At 59.9% G+C, this 23,827-nt stretch carries 21 protein-coding genes and 2 pseudogenes; 16 read left to right on the top strand and 7 right to left on the bottom strand.

Annotation, left to right across the window (positions count from 1 at the left end; translation table 11 throughout):
- Window positions 1-101: 101 nt before the first annotated feature.
- Window positions 102-494, top strand: coding sequence for a PRC-barrel domain-containing protein (locus C7I85_RS24855; protein WP_106726700.1), 393 nt, complete (start codon window positions 102-104; stop codon window positions 492-494).
- 32 nt (window positions 495-526) lie between these two features.
- On the opposite strand, the gene C7I85_RS24850 is transcribed toward C7I85_RS24855, so the two are convergent.
- The 3 genes from C7I85_RS24850 to C7I85_RS24840 all read right to left on the bottom strand — a co-directional run bounded on the left by C7I85_RS24850 (window position 527) and on the right by C7I85_RS24840 (window position 2,786).
- Window positions 527-1,822 carry an NRAMP family divalent metal transporter gene (locus tag C7I85_RS24850; RefSeq protein WP_106726699.1) on the bottom strand — a complete coding sequence of 432 codons (1,296 nt, stop codon included), beginning with the start codon at window positions 1,820-1,822 and terminating at the stop codon, window positions 527-529.
- 245 nt (window positions 1,823-2,067) lie between these two features.
- Window positions 2,068-2,454, bottom strand: coding sequence for a hypothetical protein (locus tag C7I85_RS24845; protein WP_146148949.1), 387 nt, complete (start codon window positions 2,452-2,454; stop codon window positions 2,068-2,070).
- 149 nt (window positions 2,455-2,603) lie between these two features.
- Entirely contained in the window at window positions 2,604-2,786 is a 183-nt protein-coding gene (locus tag C7I85_RS24840) for a hypothetical protein (RefSeq protein ID WP_106726697.1), read from the bottom strand.
- A gap of 222 nt (window positions 2,787-3,008) precedes the next feature.
- Here C7I85_RS24840 and C7I85_RS24835 point away from each other — a divergent pair, with 222 nt between their 5' ends.
- The 4 genes from C7I85_RS24835 (at window position 3,009) to C7I85_RS24820 (ending at window position 7,886) form a co-directional block, all read left to right on the top strand.
- On the top strand, window positions 3,009-3,578 hold the full coding sequence (locus tag C7I85_RS24835; protein WP_106726696.1) for a sigma-70 family RNA polymerase sigma factor: 570 nt from the start codon (window positions 3,009-3,011) through the stop codon (window positions 3,576-3,578).
- A 51-nt stretch (window positions 3,579-3,629) separates the two neighbouring features.
- Window positions 3,630-4,802 (top strand): DNA topoisomerase IB, encoded by a 1,173-nt coding sequence (locus C7I85_RS24830; RefSeq protein ID WP_245445096.1) that lies wholly within the window; start codon window positions 3,630-3,632, stop codon window positions 4,800-4,802.
- 1,707 nt (window positions 4,803-6,509) lie between these two features.
- Window positions 6,510-7,382 carry an ADP-polyphosphate phosphotransferase gene (locus tag C7I85_RS24825; protein WP_106726695.1) on the top strand — a complete coding sequence of 291 codons (873 nt, stop codon included), beginning with the start codon at window positions 6,510-6,512 and terminating at the stop codon, window positions 7,380-7,382.
- Window positions 7,383-7,616: 234 nt separating this feature from the next.
- A complete protein-coding gene (locus C7I85_RS24820; protein ID WP_106726694.1) occupies window positions 7,617-7,886 on the top strand; it encodes a hypothetical protein in 270 nt (89 codons plus the stop codon).
- Between the two features lie 53 nt (window positions 7,887-7,939).
- On the opposite strand, the gene C7I85_RS24815 is transcribed toward C7I85_RS24820, so the two are convergent.
- Together C7I85_RS24815 and C7I85_RS24810 are read right to left on the bottom strand one after the other, a co-directional pair.
- Window positions 7,940-8,104: a DUF3309 family protein gene (locus C7I85_RS24815; RefSeq protein WP_106726693.1), complete on the bottom strand. Its 165-nt coding sequence runs from the start codon at window positions 8,102-8,104 to the stop codon at window positions 7,940-7,942.
- Between the two features lie 166 nt (window positions 8,105-8,270).
- Window positions 8,271-8,567 carry a PRC-barrel domain-containing protein gene (locus C7I85_RS24810; protein WP_106726692.1) on the bottom strand — a complete coding sequence of 99 codons (297 nt, stop codon included), beginning with the start codon at window positions 8,565-8,567 and terminating at the stop codon, window positions 8,271-8,273.
- A gap of 303 nt (window positions 8,568-8,870) precedes the next feature.
- On the opposite strand from C7I85_RS24810, the pseudogene C7I85_RS32085 reads away from it, so the two are divergent.
- Window positions 8,871-9,017 (top strand): annotated as a pseudogene (locus tag C7I85_RS32085) (sulfotransferase); the annotation flags it as partial.
- A gap of 64 nt (window positions 9,018-9,081) precedes the next feature.
- Window positions 9,082-9,366 (top strand): sulfotransferase, encoded by a 285-nt coding sequence (locus C7I85_RS31780; RefSeq protein WP_245445102.1) that lies wholly within the window; start codon window positions 9,082-9,084, stop codon window positions 9,364-9,366.
- Window positions 9,367-9,435: 69 nt separating this feature from the next.
- On the opposite strand, the gene C7I85_RS24800 is transcribed toward C7I85_RS31780, so the two are convergent.
- Window positions 9,436-10,020, bottom strand: a complete 585-nt coding sequence (locus tag C7I85_RS24800; RefSeq protein ID WP_106726690.1) for a TetR/AcrR family transcriptional regulator — start codon at window positions 10,018-10,020, stop codon at window positions 9,436-9,438.
- A 361-nt stretch (window positions 10,021-10,381) separates the two neighbouring features.
- On the opposite strand from C7I85_RS24800, the gene C7I85_RS24795 reads away from it, so the two are divergent.
- The 7 genes from C7I85_RS24795 (at window position 10,382) to C7I85_RS24765 (ending at window position 21,127) form a co-directional block, all read left to right on the top strand.
- A complete protein-coding gene (locus C7I85_RS24795) occupies window positions 10,382-11,488 on the top strand; it encodes an efflux RND transporter periplasmic adaptor subunit (protein WP_106726770.1) in 1,107 nt (368 codons plus the stop codon).
- Complete coding sequence (locus C7I85_RS24790) at window positions 11,485-12,561, top strand: efflux RND transporter periplasmic adaptor subunit (RefSeq protein ID WP_106726689.1); 1,077 nt, start codon at window positions 11,485-11,487, stop codon at window positions 12,559-12,561. The genes C7I85_RS24795 and C7I85_RS24790 overlap by 4 nt, the downstream gene beginning before the upstream one ends.
- Entirely contained in the window at window positions 12,558-15,647 is a 3,090-nt protein-coding gene (locus C7I85_RS24785) for an efflux RND transporter permease subunit (protein ID WP_106726688.1), read from the top strand. Before C7I85_RS24790 ends, C7I85_RS24785 begins: the two co-directional genes overlap by 4 nt.
- 98 nt (window positions 15,648-15,745) lie before the next feature.
- The gene (locus C7I85_RS24780; protein ID WP_106726687.1) at window positions 15,746-16,240 is read left to right on the top strand and encodes a hypothetical protein; all 495 of its coding nucleotides are present in this window, start codon (window positions 15,746-15,748) and stop codon (window positions 16,238-16,240) included.
- 817 nt (window positions 16,241-17,057) lie between these two features.
- Window positions 17,058-17,492: a DUF2231 domain-containing protein gene (locus C7I85_RS24775; protein WP_106726686.1), complete on the top strand. Its 435-nt coding sequence runs from the start codon at window positions 17,058-17,060 to the stop codon at window positions 17,490-17,492.
- Window positions 17,489-18,805 (top strand): PQQ-dependent sugar dehydrogenase, encoded by a 1,317-nt coding sequence (locus C7I85_RS24770; RefSeq protein WP_106726685.1) that lies wholly within the window; start codon window positions 17,489-17,491, stop codon window positions 18,803-18,805. Before C7I85_RS24775 ends, C7I85_RS24770 begins: the two co-directional genes overlap by 4 nt.
- 630 nt (window positions 18,806-19,435) lie before the next feature.
- Window positions 19,436-21,127, top strand: coding sequence for an MFS transporter (locus C7I85_RS24765; protein WP_210203079.1), 1,692 nt, complete (start codon window positions 19,436-19,438; stop codon window positions 21,125-21,127).
- A gap of 357 nt (window positions 21,128-21,484) precedes the next feature.
- On the opposite strand, the gene C7I85_RS32360 is transcribed toward C7I85_RS24765, so the two are convergent.
- Entirely contained in the window at window positions 21,485-21,802 is a 318-nt protein-coding gene (locus C7I85_RS32360; RefSeq protein WP_428832900.1) for an FUSC family protein, read from the bottom strand.
- A gap of 616 nt (window positions 21,803-22,418) precedes the next feature.
- Between C7I85_RS32360 and C7I85_RS24750 the strand changes: the two genes are divergently transcribed.
- On the top strand, window positions 22,419-23,294 hold the full coding sequence (locus C7I85_RS24750) for an SDR family NAD(P)-dependent oxidoreductase (RefSeq protein WP_106726682.1): 876 nt from the start codon (window positions 22,419-22,421) through the stop codon (window positions 23,292-23,294).
- 189 nt (window positions 23,295-23,483) lie between these two features.
- Window positions 23,484-23,609 (top strand): annotated as a pseudogene (locus C7I85_RS32355) (type II secretion system protein GspK); the annotation flags it as partial.
- Window positions 23,610-23,827: the final 218 nt, after the last annotated feature.

The raw sequence follows: 23,827 nt of genomic DNA, 5'->3' as shown, positions 1-23,827 counted from the left end.
AGCTGCGGGAGCAAAGATCAAAAATTGAACGGAAAAAAAGGAACATTGCCGAGGCTAACGAATTGAGGCCGCAACCACCCTTGAAGCTAAGGAGAAAGGTCATGCGTAAGGCAATCCTCGCACTCACTTTCTCGGCTGCACTCGCAGCTTTGGCGCAAGCGCACGCAGCCGGAACTTCTTCCGACACTTTTGTCGCCGTCCCCCAGTCCGGCGAGCTTAGCTACGACCTGATTGGATTGAAGGTTACCAACGACAACAATGAAAAGATCGGAGAAATTAAGGATCTGGTTCTCAACAACAATACGCTCGTTGGATACATTCTCTCAGTTGCCGGTTTCCTCGGTATGGATGAGCATTATGTTGTAGTCAGTCCGAGCGCAGTGAAAGTCTCTTATCTCGACAGCGATAAGAAGTGGACTGCAACTATGAATGCAACCAAAGACGAACTGAAATCCGCGCCGGAGTTCAAATACGAAGGCCGGTGGAAACGGTAACGGCAGAGTCCGGTCGGCCAAGTGAGCGGAAGTCAAAGAAAAGCTGTCAATATCATGGCTGTTGCCGTGAATCCCATGACTACCGTTGACAGCCAACCAAAGAACTTGAGCCGGGGCCCTATTGGGGCGTCGCCCATTATACGCGTGTTTGACGACATAAGCATCATAACGATCATTATTGGGACCGCCACAACACCGTTGATGACAGCGCTCCAATAAAGCGCCTCAATCGGCCCGACCGGGCTGAAGTTGAGCGCCACGCCTATGCCAGTAGCGCCGGCTATCGTGGCGTAAAATGCTTTGGCCTGCCTGGGCTTGCGGTCAAGGCCGGTAGGCCAGCGAAGGCTCTCTCCAACTGCATAAGCTGCCGAGCCGGCCAGTACTGGCACGGCCAAAAGACCTGTCCCGATCACGCCAAGCGCGAAAATTGATCCTGCAAAGACGCCTGCTGCGGGCTTGAGCGCCTCCGCTGCCTGGGCGGAGGTTTGAATGTTGGTCAGGCCGCTTGCATGGAGTGTGGCTGCAGCCGTTATCATGATCGCCAGGGCAACAATATTGGAGAGTGCCATTCCGGCGAAGGTGTCCACTGCGATGCGAAATTGGGCATCCTGTTTCTGGTCCGGCGCTTGCACCAACGGCTTACGTTCCGAGATTGCTCTAATGTCCTCCACTTCCTCGGAAGCCTGCCAGAAGAATAGATATGGACTAATGGTCGTGCCGAAGATGGCGACTATTGCCGTAAGATATTTTGTTTCGAATGATATGTGCGGAATAAATATACTTGAAGCCAAGCTGCGAAAATTCACATGCACAAAGAAAAGGGTCACGATGTACGCTAGGAGCGCAAGCGTGAGCCCTCGCAAGACATTCACGTAGCGTTTGTACGGAATATAGACCTGCATAGCCACACAAACGCAGCCAAAGAACAAAACATATGCAAGTTGTGGACCCCCAATAAGGACACGGACAGCGTCCGCCATTGCTCCAATGTCTGCCCCGACATTGATCGTGTTGGCGACCAGAAGCAGCGACACGCTGGCATACAGAAGCCAAGGCGGGTACCACTTACGAAGATTGCCGGCGATGCCTTTGCCTGTCGTGCGCCCTAGACTCGCGCTGATGATTTGAATCGCAACCATCAAGGGATAGGAGAAAACCAAGGTCCAGGTGGGAACGTATCCGAACTGGGCACCTGTTTGCGAATATGTCGCAATTCCGCTCGGATCGTCATCCGACGCGCCGGTAATTAGGCCCGGGCCAAGTACTCTAGCAATGCGTCCTTTGAAGGGAATAGCCAATCGGCCGTTCGCTTTTGCATCTTTGAACATGGGGCTGGCTCATCGACAGTTTAGCCGGCATAGAGCGGCGTAATCTAAGGCAGAACCTGCATTGAAGCCTGTGGTTCCACGCGCCAGAAGCTCGTCTCAGGTAGAGATGTGCTGGCACCCGTTTGCCAAGTCAGGGCCGCACGCAACGGCGTCTGCACTCAAAATCTCGGAGACCTGAAAGGCATCCGCGTCGTAGTGGCATCGCGCACAGGAGACGCGCCGTTGCAGCGGGAGGATTTGGACATTTAGCTCCAATAACGCCTGGCGGGCGCCCGCGAGGCCATGCCTACCGTGATACCAACTACAAAACCGAGCAACGCCGCCGTTCCAAGAGCCATGCCGGTCGTTCCCGGGTTTTCGCGCGCTACCTCGGAAATCGATTGCGTTTCGGCGGCAACGCGCCTCGCTGCGCGCGAAGCGCGGGCCGATGCGGCCTCGATGGCTTCCCGCGTTATCTCCGCCCCACGCTCCTCGATGGTCTTGTTAATTCTGCCTATCTCGCTGCGCAGTTCCGAAATCTGTTTCTCGAACGCCCTTTGAACGTTCCGAACATTCGGGTTTTCTGATCTTGTTGGTTCAGGCATAGGCGGATCCTTTGCAGTATCTCCTCCCAGAACGGCATTGAATGACAAACGTTCCGCCTTCAGTCACCGTGATGGTGTTGCAAGCCGTTCATAGCTCTCGCCCAATGAGGTCGATGGATCGAGGATCGGGCCTACTGCCCATCCCGTTTCCGTTTTTCAAGACAGCCAGACTATGAAACCTGCTTCGATGGAGCCGGTTATTTCTTGGTTTGTTGTTCGATAAGTGCCCTTATTAGCCTGTCTGCCAAAAAGGTAAGTCGCGGCGGAACGACTTCTTCCTCGATTGAAACAAGAAGAGATTTAAGCTCCATCTTCACGAGCGATTTTTGAAAGAGTGCCATGTCGTCGGCAGACTTCGGCTTCAAAGTATTCTTAGCCATGGAGCTGATCTCTCCTGAAGCGGTTCATTAAATCATTCAGGCAAGATAGCGCGGTTTCAAGCCGAATTTGGGCTTTTCACGCAATCGCGAACGCCAATCAATCCTATGAGTTTGGTGGTCCCGAAGATTCCGAAAAAAGGGCAAAAGCGGATGGAACCTCGATTCTGGAGTGGCATTACCCTTTAACGCTTTATCCCCGATGACCGCTATGGGAGCGAGACGTTGGATCGCACCAGTCTAACTAGAAATGGCTATCAGTCCGAGTTTGTCGACCTTATTCCCGCACTGCGGGCCTTCGCTCGAACGTTCTGTGGCGACCCCACGGACGCGGACGACTTGGTCCAAGAGACCCTCATGAGAGGGCTGGCAAATCTCGACAAATTTGAGGCGGGCACAAGGTTGAAATCCTGGCTGTTCACCATCATGCGCAATGCGTTCTATACGCGGCGGAAGTCCTACATTCGCGAGGCCCCCGCCGGTTCGGAATGCGCCTCATCGAGACCTACCCGTGATGCCACACAGGAATGGAGCATGCGTGGCAAGGAAGTCGTAATGGCAATCGATCGGCTGCCCAGAAGCCACCGCGAAGTGATTGTCCTGATAGGCGTGCTCGGCGTCAGCTATGAGGAAACCGCCGAAATTTGCGGCTGCGCAGTCGGAACCGTCAAAAGCCGCCTGAATCGAGCACGTGCGGACCTTCTTCAAGATTTGGGGGAGACCTCTCCCCAGTCTCTGATCGAACCCGCTACGAGTACCGAAAGTGCAATTTCGTATTTGGTGCGGCGCGATTGATGGGAAGACAAGTGCTCGGCGGTCGCGGCGTTTTCACATCTTGGAATCGGAATGCACGTCCGGGCTATCTTGTGCGAAGCACGGATCTCGGAGCGGCACAAAAGCGCTCCCGGCAGGCAAAAAGCCGCCGTCGGATTGTCCAATGCTGGCCTTTCGATCGGCGGAGACATCGCTTTGGAAATGGCAGTGCTTACCAGCGAACCTGACAATATCGTCTACGTAACCGATGACCGGCCAGGCATCAGGCGACGCCGGATTGGCCGAGGTTTTCGTTATCTGGAAGCGAATGGGGAAGCCGCGACCTCCCAAGCGATACAGGAGCGTATTAGAGCGCTAGCGATCCCTCCAGCATGGTCTGACGTGTGGATTTGCCCTTTGTCAAATGGGCATCTGCAGGTAACCGGAAGAGACGAAAAAGGCAGAAAGCAATACATCTACCACCCAAAGTGGATCGAGTATCGTGACGTCACGAAATTCAATGAACTTTCGGAATTCGCCAATTCCCTCTCTGTTTTGCGAGAGCGCATGGACAAAGATTTGCGCCGACCATTGGTGCCACGGCAGAAGGCGATAGCCGCAGCCGTCTGGCTGCTCGATCGAACTCTGATCCGCATCGGCAACGAATCTTATACGGCAAACGGGAGTTATGGGATTACTACCCTGACGAGCGACCATGTGGTCGCAGGCGCTGCCGATCTCAAGTTCCGTTTTCAAGGGAAGGCTGCGAGACAGTGGACAGTGAAGATTTCTGATCGACGGATCGCGAATGTCATCCGGAAAATTCAAGATTTGCCGGGCCAGAGACTATTGCAGTACGTTGATGCGGATGGGGAAACCCATCCCATTTCATCAAATGACGTAAACAGCTATATCGGCGAAACCATTGGTCGCGGTTTCAGCTCCAAGTTTTTCAGAACTTGGGGAGGCACCACGAGAGCTGCTGAATTGCTTTCCGCAACGCCGTTGCCGGCTGCCGCTAGACTGGTTCGGAAGTCTCTCAACGTGGCGATTGACCGTGTGGCAACTGAACTGCGCAACACACGGGCTGTCTGCCGCCAAAGTTATATCCATCCTGCCGTTATCGAACATTGGGAGGCAGGCAAGTTGACGCAAGAACTGACCGAGGTGACTAGGAGAGCTCGCAACCGACCGGCGCATCTGAGTTCGCTGGAACAAGGCGTGCGGATCTGGTTAGAAGAATATGGACGGTTGGAGCATCGCTGAGTAGCGACGACAGTGCCTCGCGGCGAAGGGGCGCGGGAAGCTCTAGCGTTCCGATGTCGTTCGATGGCCGGGTGCCTTGGGATAGAAGCAGGAGGCAAGTTGGCGGTAGCTCCCGAGTATGATTTCGGAGGTGGGGAAGGCGGGGGCGACTGTGCGTCCGCGCACCCCATCGTGCCGATCAGTATTGCCGACGCAAACGCACAGCGCACCGCATCCTCCCGTGTCCTTGGTAGCCCATCCATCCGATTGCTCGGCGCAGAACGGACGCGAGTGGATTGCACGCCGCGTCCATGGCTGCGGCCCACCGATGCGTTAAAACTCGCCTCGTCGCCTATAGTTCCTGAAGGTTCAGCCAGTCAGAACGTGGGGAGGGAAGGGCAAGTTTTTATAGTATATCTCCTGTTTATAGCTCGTTTCGGCGCCTACGTAAGACGAAAAGTAGAAAGAAAGTAGTGCCAAGGTGCTAGACGATATTTGTCTGTCAGCAATTGTGTTGCAGTAAAACAACCGTTCTCATGCCAGAAAACAGACAGAAGAACGACGAAATTTCATGGAACCTTAAGAGCGCTGTCTGGTTTATTTCAATACCCGGCAATTGGCATCCCGCTAAGAGGTACGATGACCTGTTGGGTTGCAGGCCGCAAGGGCTCGGTGCTGCTTCTGAGGACTTTGGGCTTTTCGAGCCGAATAACCCATGTACGTCTAATGTAAGGGGCGGCCTCGGGCCGTGTGTTTCGTTGACAGCTCCGACTTCAGAGGACAGGCAGGCGATCGAATTCGTTTGCGATTACATTTGCTACATACGCGGCTATCGGCGCGACAGCGAGGAGGGGGTGCTGCTTTACAGCAGGGTGGTTGCTCTGGTTCGGTCAGGTTGCCATGATCGTGTTGAACTTATTCGGCGAGCGCAGCAAGACGGTTGAAGCATCGATGGCGCGCCCCTTAGCAGCCTGACCGCTGATCCGCATTGGCGGAGATCAACTTCTCCAATAGTGCATTCGTCCTGCTTTCGTCCCTCCTCTTTCAAAGCTAGCGGGCTTTTTCCGTCCGAGGAACAATAGCCGCGGCGGCGAATTTGGCTTGCGGAAAATGGGTCCGGCGAGCCCTTGGTCGCGCATTGCGCCGGATGCCGAGACGCCCGTCAGTTGCGACTAGTGGCGGGCGTTTTGCTGCAATTCGGAACGACAGCGCGGCGGGCAAGTTTTGTTTGTGTTCCTGCCATGGCTCCGGCGGCTCTTGCGGACGTCCCCGGCCGGACGCCGAAGCGCCCGTCATCTTCCTCCCCCCGGGTGACGGCGTTCGCGGTTGCAGCCTCGATCAGATCAATCTGTTTCTAGAAAGAAGACAACATGCGCCACTATCTCTCCTGCCATCCCGATAGACAGGTTGGCTTTGCGCCCGAAGAGATTGGCGCATCTGCTTTTCCATATTCAGGTCACGTCCTTCCCTCCATTGTCCGCTAACTGGGCATGGCGGGCTTTCTCTTCCAATCAGCAGTATCTGCGGCAAGCGCCTGTTGGGTCGCTGCACCTGGCATCCCGCTGGAACAATAGTACGTCCCGTGAGTTGCGTCGCTGCACCCGTCTGCTTTGCGGTGCACTCGGGAAGGTTGTGCGGCTTGGGGCAATGTGGGCTGCCATAAACCCAGGAAATTCAGACTGTCGGCTGCTCCGTCCAGCGTCGAGCTTGCTTGGATGAACCTAGGCAATGAAAATTCGATCAAAGGACTTTCGCGTCAAGGAAGGAAAGAAAGTCGACCTTGATGACTGGCCGACACGGATAAAGCCGGTTTACAAGTCCAAGAAGGACTATAGAGACCTGCTTGCCAAGCATGTTTCCGCGTTGAGCGATCAACAACAGTTGCTGCACGCCTGCAACAAACATGCGATCCTGCTAATATTCCAGGCCATGGACGCTGCTGGCAAGGATGGCGCCATCAAGCATGTCATGTCGGGGGTCAATCCCCAAGGCTGTCAAGTATTCAGCTTCAAGCACCCCAGTGCCGCGGAACTCGAACACGATTTCCTGTGGCGAACAACGCGGGATCTGCCGGAGCGGGGGCGCATCGGGATCTTCAATCGATCCTACTATGAGGAGGTTGTGATCGTCCGCGTCCACCCAGACATCCTGCTCAGCGAAGGGCTGCCGAAAAAGACGGCTTTCAACGGAGACAAGATATGGCGAGAGCGCTACCGCTCAATCGTCGATCTGGAAAGGCATCTCCACGCCAACGGCACCCGCATCGTGAAGTTCTTCCTCCATCTGTCGAAAAAGATGCAACGCAAACGCTTCCTCGCGCGCATCGACGAGCCGGAGAAGAACTGGAAATTCACCTTGGCAGACGTTCATGAGCGGCAGTTCTGGAAGAGCTACATGAAAGCTTATGAGGAATGCCTCGGTGCAACCAGTGCGCGGAATTCGCCATGGTACATCGTACCCGCAGACGACAAGAAGAATGCGCGCCTGATTGTGTCCCAGGTCATCCTCGATACCCTCGCCGACCTCGACATGAATTACCCAAAGATGGGCCCCGAACGCCGGCGGGAACTGGAGGAAATCCGCAAGCGTCTTGCAAACTAGGAAACGGGCTGACCTCCTCAAAACGGTTACGGCATCGCCGTGCTGAGCGACCCGCGAAGGCGAACTCGGTGACGAGTCTCGGTTAGGAAATCGGCATGCTCTGGTGCGTGCCGCAGGAATCTGTCTGAAACGCACACGCCGCTCGGCAGGCACTCCCCGTCGAGCTGCGACCCGTCGGAACTCTAACTTGCGACCATTGTTTTCAGTGGGAACATACCAACCCAGGAGGTCGCAATGGAACGCCTAATGAAGATCGGTGTCCTGGCGGCTGCAGCTTTGCTGACCATGCCGCTGACCGCCACCGCGCAGTACGAAGATCAAGGTGGTGGCTATTCGAACGAGGGCAGGATGGGGGACCATCCAAGGCATGGTGAAGGTTTTGACGAGAGACATCATCGTCATTTCCGGCACGGATGCCACACAGAGATGACCCGCGAATGGCACCACGACCATATGGTCACAAAGAGAGTGACTGTGTGCAACCGTCCATACGACAACGAATAGAGCTTAATCGTCCAAAATCGGAGCCCGCCGTATGAGATCGTGCGGCGGGCTTGCTAGATCCGTCCCAGCAAAACGAGGATGAGAACGATGACAAGGATGGTGCCGAGTGCTCCCCCGCCATAGTACCCTGTCCCGTAAAACGGCCCGCCTCCGAGACCGCTGAACCCGCCCAGAAGCGCCAAGATCAACAAAATGATAAGTATGGTGCCCAAGCTCATCGAAGGCTCCTTTCTTTTGACAGACACAGGATAGGTGCTTATTTGCGAACGTCCGAGGATGCTTAGCGTTCCTTTGGGCAAGCAAGGCTACTTGTCAGCAGTTTAGTCGGCAAAAAACATGACGGCTTTGTTCAAGTGATGAGAGTTGCTAGTCCTCGCCGCCTCATCAATCCTGGTGCTCGGGCATCTCCTCGAGTTGATCTTTCGTCCACGACGTCACGGCGTGGACGTCGCCGTCCTCATCGCGCATGAAATCGAGTTGGTTGGCTGACACTGCGACTGGCTTGGCGCCAATGCCTAGGAAGCCGCCGACGTCGATGACAACTTGCGCACCGCCGCCGATGCCGTGCACATGAGACACCGAACCGATCTTCTCGTCGTCAGGTCCATAGATGGTGGCGCCTTCAAGAACGGTCTCGGTTAGTTCCGCGTTGGTAAGACGGACATGATTGGTATGATCCACGTCTAGTCTCCTTCTGGTTAGACAAGGCTAACCAATGGGGCGGACTACCGTTCCGATAAAAAATGGCTTGGTAGATGGTGCGACTCCGAAGACCGAATTGATGCCGGTCTTCCTTCGTAAGGGTTCAGCAGGAGCGGACGCGTTCGCTTTGGCTTTTTCAGTCGAGTTGCTCGAAGGTGCACTGACGTGGCGCCTTGTCCGGCTGCCTGCGCAGGCCAAAAACGCCCGCCGAGCACCGCCATTGCCCCGCAGGCCAAAAAGCCTGTGGTGTGCAGCGTCGCAGCCGCGGCGGCAAGTCACCGGATGCTGTGCGACTATGTCAGGCAGATCTTCTCGGAGGCTTTCATGTCGAGCTTCGCCGGCCACGGCGACGAAAGCCGCGTGCCGGTGTTCGTCGTCGGCATGCCCCGTTCTGGCTCGACGCTGGTCGAGCAGATCCTGGCGAGCCACCCCGGCGTGTTGGGCGCCGGCGAAATCCCCGACTTCGACAGGGTCACCCATATGCGATGGCCCTATGGCGGTCCGCCGACAGCCGATGGCAGTCGGCCGGCCGCGCCGCCCGAGCCAAAGCAGCGCTATTTCGCCGAGCGAGCCCGGGCGTCGCTATGTCGAGCGCCTGCGCGAGCTCGACGGCATGGCCGACCGGATCGTCAACAAGATGCTCGGCAATTACGTCCATGTCGGCATGATCGAGCTCTGCCTGCCCAACGCCGTGATCGGACGTTATAGCGTACATCTCCTGGCAACGCCGCGCACTACGGCGCTCGGCACTGCCAAATGCAGTGAGGTCAAGGTGTAAGCAAGACACCGCTTACGGATGGGGGTGCCACTATACTCTGGATACGCTGGCCCGGGTGTGCATCGGAGGCTATGCCCCCAGGGCTCGAAGCACGGCGCGCAGAGCTTGGCCGGCCAAGTCCGGTGCGGGCCGTCGCTCCAGACTGCTGCGCACGACCTGAAGCCAGATGCCGAGGACGATGTCGGCAGCCATTTCAACGTCCCGAACGGTCAGGCGGCCCTGGTCAATCGCCTCGGTGAGATCGGCCTTCAGATGCGCGCGAATGCTGCGGGCGAACTCAGTGGGGGCATGCGAGCTCTGGACCACGAGCCGTGCCCAGACGGGGTCCGAGATCGCCCTGTCCAGGAATTGCGTGAAGGCGAAGGACAGGCGCGCGATGGGGTCAGGCAGCTCGAGCCTGGCGGCCGTCAACAGATCGTCAAAGCTCTCCCCGAGCCTTTCGCCCACTGCGGCGGCCAACTCCTCGATGCCTTGGAAGTGATAGTAAAATGTCCCCTTTGCGACGCCCGCCGCCTCCACGATGGCATCCACCGTGAGCGCCTCGGGCGGTCGCTCCGCGAGAAGCATCGTGCCGGCTTCCAGGATCTGCGCCCGCGTCCTGGCGCGCTTCTCCCGCCCGATCTCCGCTCTGCGATCCAGGTCAATTTTCGCCATTCTCGGTCCTCACTGCACGATTTTCCATTTTCATATTGACTGTATAGTCGAATTGACTTACAAGTGCAAATCGAGAAATGGGCAAGCACGATAGGCCCGTTCGCCAGCCTCATCGATCGCCCGCAATGCGGCCGTTCGGATGGGAGGCTCTGATGTAATTGGCATTCGATCAGTTCCTGTGTGCTTACGCGACCTTCCGAGGGCGTCTGAAGAAGGACCCTTGCGTGATCGGAGTGGGCGCGTCGTCACGCAAGGCGGCGCCGGCGGCGTCCGGTCGCACCACGACGTGGGATCTGAGTTCGCGTGCCTCCTCATCACCAGCGTTCTCGCAACCTTGCAATGTAAGCAGCCGAGTCGATCGATGATATCCTGTTCCCTCGCACACACCCACCATTTTGCCCCAGCAGCCTTGATGGCCGTGATCGCCCTAGGGGTGGCAGGCTGCCAGCGACAGACGAGCCAGCCACAGAGCTTCCCGACCGTCGTGCAGGTCGGGACAGTCACCATGACCGATTATGCGCCGGCGGTGCGCCTCACGGGAGAGATCCGCGCGCAGGTCGAGAGCGATCTGTCCTTCCGGGTGGCTGGGCGCATCAGCGATCGCCTGGTCGATGTCGGCGACCATGTGACGGCCGACCAGGTGCTGGCCAGACTCGACCCGCAGCAGCAACAGGCCACGCTGACCGCCGCCAACGCAGACGTCCAGGCTGCCGACGCCGTGCTCCGTCAAAACACATCCGCCTACAAGCGCCAGAAGGCGCTGCTCGCCCGGGGCTTTACGACCCAGCGGCAGCACGATCAGGCTCAGGAAGCCTTCCGTACGGCCCAGGCCTCGCTCGACGCCGCGAAGGCCCAGCTCGGTACAGCCCGCGACCATCTCTCCGACACGGTCGTGCGGGCCGGTGTTTCCGGCGTCATCACGGCCCGCCAGGCGGAGGTGGGCCAAGTCGTGGAGGGGGCACAGACCATCTTCTCGATCGCCCGGGACGGACCGCGCGACGCAGTGTTCAACGTCTACGAGTCGATCTTAACCCACGTACCCGCCAACCCCGCCATCGAGCTGACGCTGGTCTCTGATCCGGCCGTGAAAGCAAGGGGCACCCTGCGTGAGATCTCTCCCACGGTCGACCCGTCCAGCGGCACCGTCAGGGTCAAGGTTGGCATCGAACATCCGCCCGCGGCGATGACGCTCGGCGCCGCTGTGGTCGGCGAGGGCCGGTTGCAGCCCCGCAAGCTCGTGTTGGTCCCGTGGAGCGCCCTTACCAGCAAAAACGGGCACCCGGCGGTGTGGACCGTCGATCCCCAGACCAGGACGGTGTCGCTCAAGCCGATCAGCATCGAAGGCTACGACATGGGAAAGGTCGTCGTGCGGGAGGGGCTCCGGCCCGGCGAGCTCGTCGTGACCGGCGGGGCGCAGTTCTTGCGGCCCCAGCAGGCTGTTGCAATCGCCGAAGGAGCGGCCCTATGAAACCGATCCCGACATCCCTGGCACTCCTGAGCGCGGTCGGCCTGCTCGCCTGCCAGGAACAGCAGCACGCCGCGGCGCCAGCACCCCGACCCGTTCTCTTCGTCGCGGTGACCCCTCAGATTGTGCGGACCGTGGGCTTCGCCGGAACCGTCGAGCCGCAGTACCAGTCCGACCTTGGCTTCAGGGTCCTCGGGCGCATCGTCAGCCGTGACGTCAACGTGGGCGACCTCGTCAAGAAGGGGCAGCGCCTGGCCACGCTCGATCCGGTCTCCTACCAGCTTGCGGTGCGCTCCGCGCAGGCCGACTTGGCAAGCGCCACAGCCCGCCTGGAGAATGCCGCCGCGACCGAAACCCGCCAGCGCACGCTGCTCCAGCAGAACATTACCACCCAGGCCGAGTTCGACGCCGCCCAGCAGGCCCGCGAGACCGCTGACGCGGGCGTCACCCGCGCCAAGGCAAAGCTCGATACGGCCGAAGAGCAGCTCGACTACACCGAGCTGCGCGCCGAATTCGACGGCGTGGTCACCGCCACCGCCGCAGATCTCGGGCAGGTGGTCCAGCCGGGACAGACGGTCGTGACGGTGGCCCGCCCTGACATCCGCGAGGCGGTGGTCGATCTGCCCGACAGCATCGGACGGGACCTCAGGCTGGGAAACCGCTTGGACATTTTCCTGCAAGTGGATCCCTCGGTGCAGGCCTCCGGATCGGTGCGGGAGATCGCCCCGCAGGCGGATCCCACCACCCGCACCCTGCGGGTGAGGGGCACCTTGGCCAATCCGCCAGAGAGTTTCCGTCTCGGGACGACGATCACCGCAAGGGTCACGACGCAGGCCGCCCCGGGCTTTGATCTGCCGGTCTCGGCCCTGCTGGAGCGGGGCGGCAAGACGATGGTGTGGGTCGTCGACCCGGTGACCAGGACGGTGTCGACCCGGGACGTGACGATTGCCGCACGGGACGGGTCCGCCGTGCGGGTCCTGGACGGGGTTACATCCGGCACGCGCGTGGTCACCGCTGGCGTGCACAGCCTGACCCCGGGCCAGACAGTCAAGATTCCAGATGGGAGCTTCTTATGAAAAGCCGCTTCAACCTGTCCGACTGGGCGCTCGAGCATAGTTCCCTAGTCTGGTACTTCATGATCGCGTTCGCGCTCGGCGGCATCCTCGCCTACATAACCCTCGGGCGCGAGGAGGACCCGTCGTTCACGATCAAGACGATGGTGATCACCGCCCAGTGGCCCGGCGCCACCGTCGAGGATACCGCCCGCCAAGTCACCGACCGGATCGAGAAGAAACTCGAGGAGCTCGACTCGCTTGACTACGTCCGCAGCCAGACCACCCCGGGCCAGACCGTTATCTATGTCAACCTGAAGGACACGATCAAAAGCCGCGACGTGCCGGGTGTCTGGGTGAAGGTCAGGAACATGGTCAACGACATCAAACGGGAGCTTCCCCAGGGTGTCGTGGGACCCTTCTTCAATGACGACTTTGGCGACGTGTTCGGCAATGTCTACGCGTTCACCGCGGACGGTCTGACGCAACGGCAGTTGCGCGACTATGTCGAGGATGTGCGGGCCAAGGTGCTCACGGTGCCCAACGTCGGCAAGGTCAACCTGATTGGCGCCCAGGACGAAGTGATCTTCCTGGAGTTCTCGACGCGCGAGATCGCCGCCCTCGGCATCAGCGAGCAGGATGTGATGAAGACGCTCCAGGCCCAGAACGCCATCACGCCCTCCGGCGTCATCCAGGCCGGCCCCGAACGCATCAGTATCCGGGTGACGGGGCAATTCACGTCGGAGGAGAGCCTGCGCGGCATCGACCTGCGCATCAACGACCGCTTCTTCCGCCTCAGCGACATCGCCACCATACGCCGCGGCTATGTCGACCCGCCGCAGGCGCTGTTCCGGGTCAACGGCCAGCCCGCCATCGGGCTTGCCATTGGAATGAAGACCGGCGCGAATCTGCTGGAGTTTGGCAAGGCCCTGAAGGAGCAGATGGACAAGATCATCGACGAACTGCCCGTCGGCGTCGGCGTGCACCTCGTGGCCGATCAGCCCATCGTGGTCGAGGAGGCGGTAGGCGGCTTCACCAAGGCTCTGTTCGAGGCCGTGGCGATCGTGCTGGTCGTCAGTTTCATTTGCCTCGGCATGCGGGCCGGCTTCGTGGTAGCACTGTCGATCCCGCTCGTACTCGCCATGACCTTCGTGGTGATGCAGTATTTCGGCATTTCGCTGCAGCGAATCTCGCTCGGCGCTCTCATCATCGCGCTTGGTCTTCTGGTCGACGACGCGATGATCGCCGTCGAGATGATGGTGGCGCGGCTGGAGGCAGGCGACACGCTGCGCAAAGCTGCCACCGCCGTCTACACCTCCACCGCGTTCCCGATGCTCACCGGAACGCTGGTCACCGTGGCAAGCTTCATCCCCGTCGGCCTCAACAGCAGCAACGCGGGCGAGTACACCTTTACGCTGTTCGTGGTGATCGCGGTCTCGCTATTGCTGTCATGGATTGTCGCGGTGCTGTTCGCGCCGCTGCTCGGCATGGCGCTGCTCCCGAAGACAATGAAGAAGCATCACAACAAATCAAGCCGCCTCAGGACAATGTTCTCGCGGGTCCTTGTCGGCGCCATGCGATGGCGCTGGCTGACCATCGGCGTGACGGTTGGGATGTTCGGCGTTTCGCTTTACGCTATGCAATTCGTCGAGCGGCAGTTCTTTCCGTCCTCGGACCGCAACGAGCTCCTGGTCGACTTCACCTTGCCGCAGAACGCTTCGATCGCCGACACAAAGGCGCAGATGGACCGCTTCGAAGCCAGGCTCGCAGGCGACCCTGACATCGATCACTGGTCGTCCTATGTCGGCCAGAGCGCCGTGCGGTTCATCCTCTCCTTCGACCCTCAACCGATGAATCCCAACTATGGCCAGATCGTCGTCGTGACGAAGAGCATCGAGGCCCGCGAGCGCCTTAGGGCCAAAATCAAAGCTCTGGCCAGGCAGGAATTTGCCGGCTTGGATGTGTACGTGGACCTGCTGGCGCTGGGGCCGCCGGCCGGGCGCCCGGTGCAGTATCGGCTCAGCGGGCCCGACATCCAGAAGGTTAGGGAGCTGGCGCAGAAGCTTGCGGCTCTCGTGGGCGAGCATCCCCTGGTCAGCGATATCGGCTTCAACTGGAACGAGCCCGCCCGGGTGGTGAAGGTGGACGTGCTTCAGGACAAGGCCCGCCAGCTCGGCGTGACCTCGCAGGATATCGCCGGAGCCCTCAACGGCATTGTGGGCGGCACGAGCATCACCCAGGTGCGCGACGCGATCTACCTGGTCGACGTGGTGGATCGGGCGCGCGCCGCCGAGCGGCAGTCCATCGAGACGCTCCAGAACCTGCAACTGCCGGGCAAGAACGGCCAGTCAGTGCCGCTTGCTGCCGTCGCGACTTTCCATTACGAGCTCGAACAGCCGGTGATCTGGCGCCGCAGCCGGTTGCCGACGATCACGATCAGGGGCAGCATCATCGATGCAACCCAGCCGGCGACGATCGTCCAGCAGCTCGAACCCAAGGTGCAGGATTTCGTCCGTGGGCTCCCGGCCGGCTATGGGGTGGCGGTGGGCGGACCCGTCGAGGAGAGCCGCAAGTCCCAGGGGCCGATCGCGGCGGTTCTCCCGCTCATGCTGTTCATCATGGCGACGATCCTTATGGTTCAGCTCCAGAGCTTCTCGCGGTTGTTCCTGGTGGTGGCGGTGGCTCCGCTCGGGCTGATCGGCGTGGTGGCGGCGATGCTGCCCAGCGGCGCTCCCCTGGGCTTTGTGGCCATCCTGGGCGTGCTGGCGCTGGTCGGTATTCTGATTCGCAACTCGGTGATCCTGGTCGTGCAGATCGAGGACCTGCGGGGAGATGGCTGGGCACCATGGGAGGCCGTGGTCGAGGCCACCATGCACCGGACCCGGCCGATCCTGCTGACGGCAGCGGCGGCGAGCCTGGCGCTGATCCCGATCTCACACGAAGTGTTCTGGGGCCCCATGGCCTACGCCATGATGGGCGGCATCATCATGGGCACGCTGCTAACCCTCCTGTTCCTGCCGGCGCTGTACGTGGCCTGGTTCCGCATCAAGGCGCCCTCCCGATTCAAGGCGGAACCGCTGTTGGCGGAGGCGGCGCATGAGCCGGCATAGAGGCTGACGGGCCGATTGGCTGACCTCATCGACCGCAGCCCTATGCTCGAACTCTGGGCTGAAGGAACCAGCAAAGCCTCTGTCGTCGGACAACGATCATGGACATCAACCCACAATGGATCACCTTGGTCTTAGCCAGCAACGCGATGATCGCGTCGATCGCCGGCGCGCTCGTCAACACAAGGATTGCCAAGATCGAATTCAAGGCGAACGTGCTGTCGGTCAATCGCCAGAAGTGGATCGAGACGATGTGTGACCTCGTGGCGAGCCTCAGCTCGCAGCTTCTCACCACGGCGGCCATACGCCATACCGTGGAAGAGCCGACTGGCACCGTCATCGCCCGGGATCCCGAGTTGTTCAGACGCGTGGAGAACCTACTGCGGACAGTGTCCAAGATCGAGCTTATGCTCAACCCGCTGGAGCGGGATCATCAGCAGCTCAGAGGTTTGATGAGCGAGGCGGTCAACCAGCTTCGGTCGCCCTCGCCAGACGGGGACATCGAAGAACGCATTGACGTCATCAGCCGCGGCATCATCCAGGCCTCGCAAGCGATCCTCAAGCGGGAGTGGGTGCGGGTCAAACGGGGCGAATAGGTGATCAGGTTGGAAAGTCCAGAGGCAAAGTGAGCGCGAGGGACAAATCGACGAACTGCATCAGTACAGTTGCTGGGGCCGCACGGCAGCCTTGGTCGAAGTTCCTCCGGTGGTCGGCAGACGACCTGTCCGTTTCGGATCGAACCTCGAGGCGTTTAGGCGCTCCTGGCCTCCTCGACCTCAACGCGCGCCATGAACGCATCGTACACTGCAAGTTCTGCCTGGCTAGATCGTCGCGTAGTTGATCGCGAGCCCCGCCTCCCATTCGAGCCGATCAGCATGGCTCTCCGTCCGTCTGACGCCGCGATCATGCCTGTGCTCGGCGATGTTGGGCTTCAGGTCGTCGAGATCGGCAGCGATGTTCCCACGCAGGGTTCCATTTGTCGGTGACGGTATCGGCAGCGGACTGGATGCGGAACAATTGCCGTCGGCAATCGTTTTCTGTCCGGGTGAGTGGGGGTGCGCTCCGCTTCGACTTGGCAACGCCTCCAACAATCGCTCCATAGGCCTGTGCGGCCAAGAGACATCGATGTCAAGCTCCTCAGTCTTGGTGAAACAAGGATCTCTATTGAGGGCCAATTAGCCCCTCGATGGTTCCTAGTCCTGCTTCATTCCTTGGATCGCCGAAAGTTGGAGCTTCCTATTTTGGGGGCTACGCAAAGGTTGGAATTTTCCGGGTTAAGGCACATCCCGTCAAGGATTCGGCAAGCCGTTCATACGCGATGCCCGCGCGGATTAGTTTCTGCGCCAACGCGAGCGCACCTCGAGCGGCGAGGTTGACCGCCGAGCAGAGCCAACGAAGGAACCGGAGGACAATATGGCAACAGAAACCATTGCGGGCCAGGGGAAGCTGCTTCATCCATTCTTCGTCGGGCTTGGCGGAGCCTTGTTGATAGCCGCCCTGTTCACCGACTACATGTATTTCAGCAATTCGCTGATCCAGTGGTCGAACTTCTCGACCTGGCTGATCCTCGGTGGCCTGGTGCTTGCGCTGGTCGCCGCGATCTTTCTTCTGATCGACATATTCGTTGGACGGGCAGGGAAAATCAGGTGGCTCGACTTCGCGCTGCTCAGCGTCGCCGCCATCCTGTCAATCTTCAACGAGCTGGTCCACACGCGAGACGGGTGGACAACGGTCGTCCCGACCGGAATCACCCTGTCGGCAATCGTTGCCGTCCTGCTCGTGATAGCAGGGTTTCGCGGTTGGACCGTGACGGGCGTCCGGGCGGCCGCGAAAGGAGAACGCAAATGACTGCGATTCTGGTTCGCGCGAGTTCAGGGCTTTTGGCCGTCGCCGCGGTTGCCGCTTGCAGTGACAAGGGCGGCGACCCAATGCAGCAGTACGGACCCGATCCCGTGCTGCCCGAACCCCATCAATATCTGGTGCCGCCGATGAGCGTGCCACTAGCGGTCGGATGGAAGCCCGGTGAGACGCCGACGGTCCCGGCGGGGCTGCGCATCCAGGCGATGGCGACGGGCCTCATGCATCCGCGCATCGTCTATCCACTGCCCAACGGCGACATCCTGGTGGTCGAGAGCAACAGTCCTGGAAGCAAACCCTATCGACCAAAGGATTACATCCAAGGACCGATCAAGGCACGGGCCGGAGCCGGCGACGAGGGCGGCAACCGCATTACCTTGCTGCGCGACGCAAGCGGCGACGGCGTGCCGATATCGAGGTCAGTGCTCATCGATAAGCTTAATTCACCCTACGGCGTCGCCTGGGTGGCGGGCACGCTCTACGTCGCCAATACCGACGGGATCCTCGCTTTTCCATTCGCACTGGGCGAAACGAAGATCACGGCGCCGGGGGTCAAACTGGCCGACCTGCCGGCAGGCCCGATTAACCATCACTGGACCAAGTCGATGGTCGCCAGCCCAGACGGTTCGAAGCTCTATGTCGGAGTCGGCTCCAACAGCAATATCACCGAGAACGGGTTTGACGTAGAGGAAGGACGAGCGGCGATCTATGAGGTCGACCGGGCGACGGGGGCTCAGCGCATTTTCGCCAGCGGCACGCGAAATCCCACCAACCTCGCAATCCAGCCCGGCACCGGCCAGCTATTCGCTGTGGTAAATGAGCGGGACGAGATCGGTCCGGACTTGGTTCCTGACTATCTGACGTCGATCAAGGAAGGAGGCTTCTATGGCTGGCCCTACAGCTATTGGGGCCAGCACGTCGACGTGCACGTCCACCCGCAGCGGCCCGACATGATCGCCAAGGCTATCACGCCAGACTATGCCCTGAGCTCACACGTTGCGGCGCTCGGCGTCGTGTTTAGTCAGGGCGAAACCTTATCGGCGCAATTCGCCAACGGCGCCTTCGTCGGTGAGCACGGCAGTTGGGACCGCGATCCCCTGAACGGCTATCAGGTGATTTTCGTGCCCTTCGTCAACAACAAGCCATACGGCAATCCGATTCCGGTCGTCACCAACTTCCTCGCCGCCGATCACAAGACGGTTCACGGGCGGCCGGTCGGCGTGGCGCTCGACCGGACCGGTGCATTGATCGTTTCCGACGATGTCGGAAATACGGTGTGGCGAGTCAGCTCCTTGCAGCGATGACTTCCGCTGATATCGCGAAATTGTGCCGAGCCCACCGAGTGGTCCGCGCCATAGGCACCGGTCGCGTCAAGGTTTGGACATTCAACTTTCGGCCCGTTTCGCAACAACGGTCCGGAGTGTCGGTATTCATAAGCGATCTCTCTGCCCGCCTTTCCAAATCTGTTGGCGGGCATCTCTTGCGGCTGTCACCTTCCTTTCGGCAGGGCCATATAGACGCGCGTGATGAAAGCCTCGAACTCGGTCATGTAGTTGCGGGCAAGCCCGAAACCGCGTAGCGCGCCTATTGGTGGGCCCAATTCAATTGGTAATCGGCTTGAACTGTTTTCAGGGCATCCGATGAATGCCAATCGCTCGTCAACGTCACGCTTTCGCGCCGCACGCCCGAAGGACGGGCTGAAACGTGGTGACGCTGCGTTACGGCAGGAACAGTCGGAACGACGGGCTGCGGCGCGATTGGGTCGAAGCTCGACGGATGACATTTCGCCGACGAGGTAGACGCCGCACTTCCAATTTTGATGCGCTCGAAGCCTTCGAGCGCGAGAACAGTATGCTCAAAGAGAGGGTGGAACGTCTGGTGTCGATTCGCTCGAGCCGGGTCATGCTCTAATTATGACAAGGTAGGCACCCTGCATGACGTATGCGCCTGCCGCGGACAGAGGATCGATCATGCCGCCGAGCGGGCGAGGGCAATCCGGGGATAATGCGGTCAAGCCGCCCGTCTCCGTATTGTCGCCGTTCCGTCACAAGCCCTTTGCAGTGATCTGGCTGGCAACCCTCATCGCGAATATCGGCACCTGGATGTATTCTGCGGCCTGCGGTTGGCTGATGACGAGCCTCGCGACAGCGCCATTGATGGTCTCGCTGGTTCAGGTCGCGTCGACTTTGCCAGTGTTTCTACTCGCCATCCCAGGAGGCGCTCTTGTAGACATCATCGACAAGCGCAAGTACCTCATCGTTGGCGAGATAGCCATTTCACTGAGCGCCTCGGCATTTGCTGCTGTAATCTGGTTTCATCTAGTCACCTCCTGGAACTTGCTCTTTTTTGCCTTCTTGGTGGCGACCGGGGAGGCGCTCACCGCTCCGGCATGGGAGGCCATTGTCTCGCTGCTCGTCCCCAGGCCAGAGCTTCCGATGGCCGTCGCCGCCAACAGCGTGAGCGTCAACGTCAGTCGCGCGGTTGGCCCTGCATTGGGAGGTGCGCTTCTGGGTGCACTGGGTGTTCCGGCCCCGTTCTTGCTGAATGCGGTCAGCAATTTCGCGGTCATCGGCGCTCTCGCCTGGTGGCCCGAGCCCACTCGGGCCGCCTCACGACTTCCGCCCGAACATTTTACAAGTGCGATGATCATCGGGCTTCGGCATGCGCGCTACAACCGCCACTTGATCGCTACCCTGATCCGCGCTGCTGGCTTTTTCGTCTTCGCCAGCGCCTACTGGGCGTTGCTGCCGCTCGTGGCGCGCCAGCAGGTTGGTGGCGGGCCGACCCTCTACGGAGCGTTGTTGGGCGGGATCGGGTTGTCGGCGGTAGCCACTGCGGTTTTACTCCCTCGGCTCAAAGAATGGCTCGGGGTCGACGGGCTGGCACATGGTGGCGCACTAGGCAGCGCGGCGGCCACGGCCCTATTCGGGCTCGCATCTTCGCCAGCGCTCGCCATCTCCGCGAGCGTAGTCGCAGGCGCCACCTGGATCACCACGGTGTCGAGCTTGAACGTCTCGGCTCAGACGGCACTTCCCGAATGGGTCCGGGGACGTGGGTTGGCAGTCTACATCACCGTCATGGCAGGCGCCCTTAGCCTGGGGAGCGCCATCTGGGGCGAGGTTGGCTCGCGCCTCGGTGTCGCGCCTGCGCTCTTGGTCGCGGCGGTGGGCGGCGGCCTCTCGGTTCCGCTGCTGAGGCGGTGGCGCTTGCAGACTGGAAAAGGCATCGACCTCACGCCAGCCATGAGCTGGCCGTCGCCGGCGATGGCCAGCGATATCAATCCGGCGCGCGGCCCGGTTATGGTCATCATCGCCTACCGGATTGACCCTAAGAACCGCGAGGCCTTTCTCGAGGCGATCGAAAAGGCCGGGCGCGAGCGTTACCGCGACGGCGCTTACGCCTGGCAGGTTTTCGAGGACCCCGGCGACAACAGCCGTTTCATTGAAACGTTTTTCTCGGATTCCTGGGCGGACCATCTGCGACAACATGAGCGCGTGACCAAAGCGGACCAGGTGCAGGAGGAAGCAGTGCTCCGATTCCAGATTGGCGATGGACCAAAAATCACTCACCTCGTGGCTGCCAGATCGCGCACTGCCACGCGCAAAGCCAAAAGGTTGCACACGTAAAATCCGGTACGCTGTGGAGGGCCGAGGAAGATTGCCAATCGCAGGCGAACCTGGGACCAAGTATCCTCAGTCGTCGCAAGCATTGACGGATACCGCTCACTTATATCATTGCTTCAGCTTTTTGGCTGCAGCAAACATCTGTATTTCCGCCATGCTGCGGCCGCCTTTGGTGTCAGTCCTTGCCGCGACATAACACGGCCCATAGCACCTATGAAGGAAATCGGCTTTGCGATGGTGTTGGGCCTTGAGGAACGGTAGGACGGGGCGTCGAGGACCGGCGGTCTCAAACGGCACCGGCATGATCCTTGGGCAAGCAGGCGAAAAAGCGGAATCTCGTCACGCCTTGTCTCCTCGGGTTCAAGAGGGAGCCCCATTCCGCTCCGCGCCAATCGTGACGTCGACCATACGTGTATAACCTGCAGTCTCGGCGCCGAGAGTGAGGACTAGCAGGACAGAAACACCGGCCTGAATGGGCACGACGGGGCCCAGTCCGAATGAAGAAGCGATTAACATTGAAATGAACACGCCGCTTCCCATCGCCGCAATCGGGTTGGGGATGAACTGTATAATCTCGCCCACCAAGATCCCTGTCGCCACGCCAAGGACAAGCCCCCATGCCTGCTTGGGCTGGTGATACCTGGTCCCAGAGCGACGACTGCAATTACCGCGGCAAATAACGGGTTTGGGTGGCCAGAGACCTTCTGAGCAAATCCCTACGCCGTTACCTCACGCCACGCGCTTTGCCATCTGTTCCATAAGATTTGTCCAAGATACATCTTCCGTCTCGAAGCAGATCTTGATCAGCAAACCGTTGCTTGCCCAGAGCCAATTCTAACTGATCCCTCACGCTCCGACCTGATCTACACTTTGGGACCCGGCGCCGCCGAGGACACTGAGGCCAAGACCGATATTGGTCAATTTCACGAGGCCAAAGCGATCTGCCAGTCCGCCAGCGATGACGAAGATGCCCGAAACAAAGTGGTAGCGCTGACAGCGACATTGCTTGCGCCGCTGTCTAGTATGCAGGCAGCGTTGTCTGGGCCAAAAGCCAGAAGGTAAGCTACCAGCTGGGCCGTACCGCGGTAGGACCTTGAGGTAAACATCCTAGTGCTTGGGCCGCCCGGCGGCGGAAAGAGCGATCTTTCGGCGGCTATCGGCTTCACGCAGATCGTCAACGGCTGGCGCCTCTTCCGGGCCAGTTCTGCCCTGTTTGAATGGCTGGACCCTTGGCGACGGAGCGCCATATCGTTTGTGGCACTTTCCATTGGGGAGGCCTTTCAGGAGTAATCGCATGGCACCGACATCAGCGTCTAAGGGCCGTCTCCAGGGCAAGGCTGCGATCGTTACCGGCGCCGCGCGCGGGATAGGGCGCGCCACGGCGGCCGCTTTTGCCCGAGAGGGTGCAGATGTCATGGGCATCGACATCGCTGGACCGGTGAGTTCAACGCTCGAGGTCCTGCCCGCCACTCCGGAGGATTTGGTCGAGACTGGCCGACTGGTCGAAACAGCAGGGACGCGATGGCTGGAAGCGCGCCTTGACCAGCGCGATCTCCCGGCTCTCCGCGCCGCAGTGGATAGGGCGTTTGCTACTTTTGGTCGGCTCGATATTCTTGTCGCCAATGCCGGCGTTCAAGCCTTCAAGCCGATCCTGGACTGGGAGGACGCTGACTGGCAGGACACCATCGACGTCAATCTGACTGGCACCTGCAATGCCATTCGTGCCGTTGCACCATATTTGGTCAAAAACGGCGGCGGACGCATCATCGTTACGTCGTCGACCCAAGGCAGGCATGGCACCAAATATGGCGCTGCCTATTCCGCGTCCAAATGGGGCATTATCGGCCTGATGAAATCGGCCGCGCTTGAGCTCGGCCAGTACCAGATTACCGTCAACGCCGTGATCCCTGGCCTTGTCGATACGCCGTTGACTCGGCATCGCCAGCGCTACGCCCAGGCTGCCGATAATTTCTATTCCAAGGAAACAACCGCCGTGCTCGAAGCAGAGGCCCAGGCCAAGCTCAGCGCAAAATCGCCGCTCTGCATACCTTGGATCGAGCCCGAAGCGATCGCACCGGTCGTCGTATTTCTGGCATCCGACGAAGCACAGATGGTGAGCGGAGCGACTTACGACGTGACCGCAGGCGACAGCGCCAACTATACGGCCTAGCAATCTCATGGTCGAAACGACGTTGATCCACGGCACCGTGTTTCGCTTGCAGTGCCGCCAAACGGAGGGTTTCGTGAGATCGCTCGTCGAGTTGATTAGCTCGACCGGCCCTATTGAAATAGTCATCAACAGCATAGGCCAGAAGTTCTTCGGCGCTGGTGAATGGGGATGGGAGCGAGAGCCGGCTCGGCGGTCCGCCTTGGTATGCGGATGGTGAAGGGGCTCTCGACCGCGGACGCCGCCCGGATCGTCGCGGACCGCGCCAACGAGCCATTCGCCTCGACCGACGATCTGTGGCGGCGGTCCGGGGTGCCGTCGCAATGAGTTCTTCCGCCATCTCGGTGGGGCGACGCTCGAAGATCCACAGACAGACGGTCGCGCAACGAAACGACGAGCGATCCGGTCGGGGCCCGTACACAAGCGGCCTACCGCGAGGGTTCGGAAATCAAGTTTGTCAGGGTAGAGCAATCCGGTAGCCCGCCGGCCTTATAAGCTGGAGGCTCAAATCCTCCCCCGCGACCAGTTGACTATTC

Source organism: Pseudaminobacter soli (ex Li et al. 2025) (assembly GCF_003012705.1).
GTDB classification, from domain to species: Bacteria; Pseudomonadota; Alphaproteobacteria; order Rhizobiales; family Rhizobiaceae; genus Pseudaminobacter; species Pseudaminobacter soli.
The sequence above is the reverse complement of the archived record's forward strand: the minus strand, read 5'-3'. Positions and strand labels throughout refer to the sequence as shown.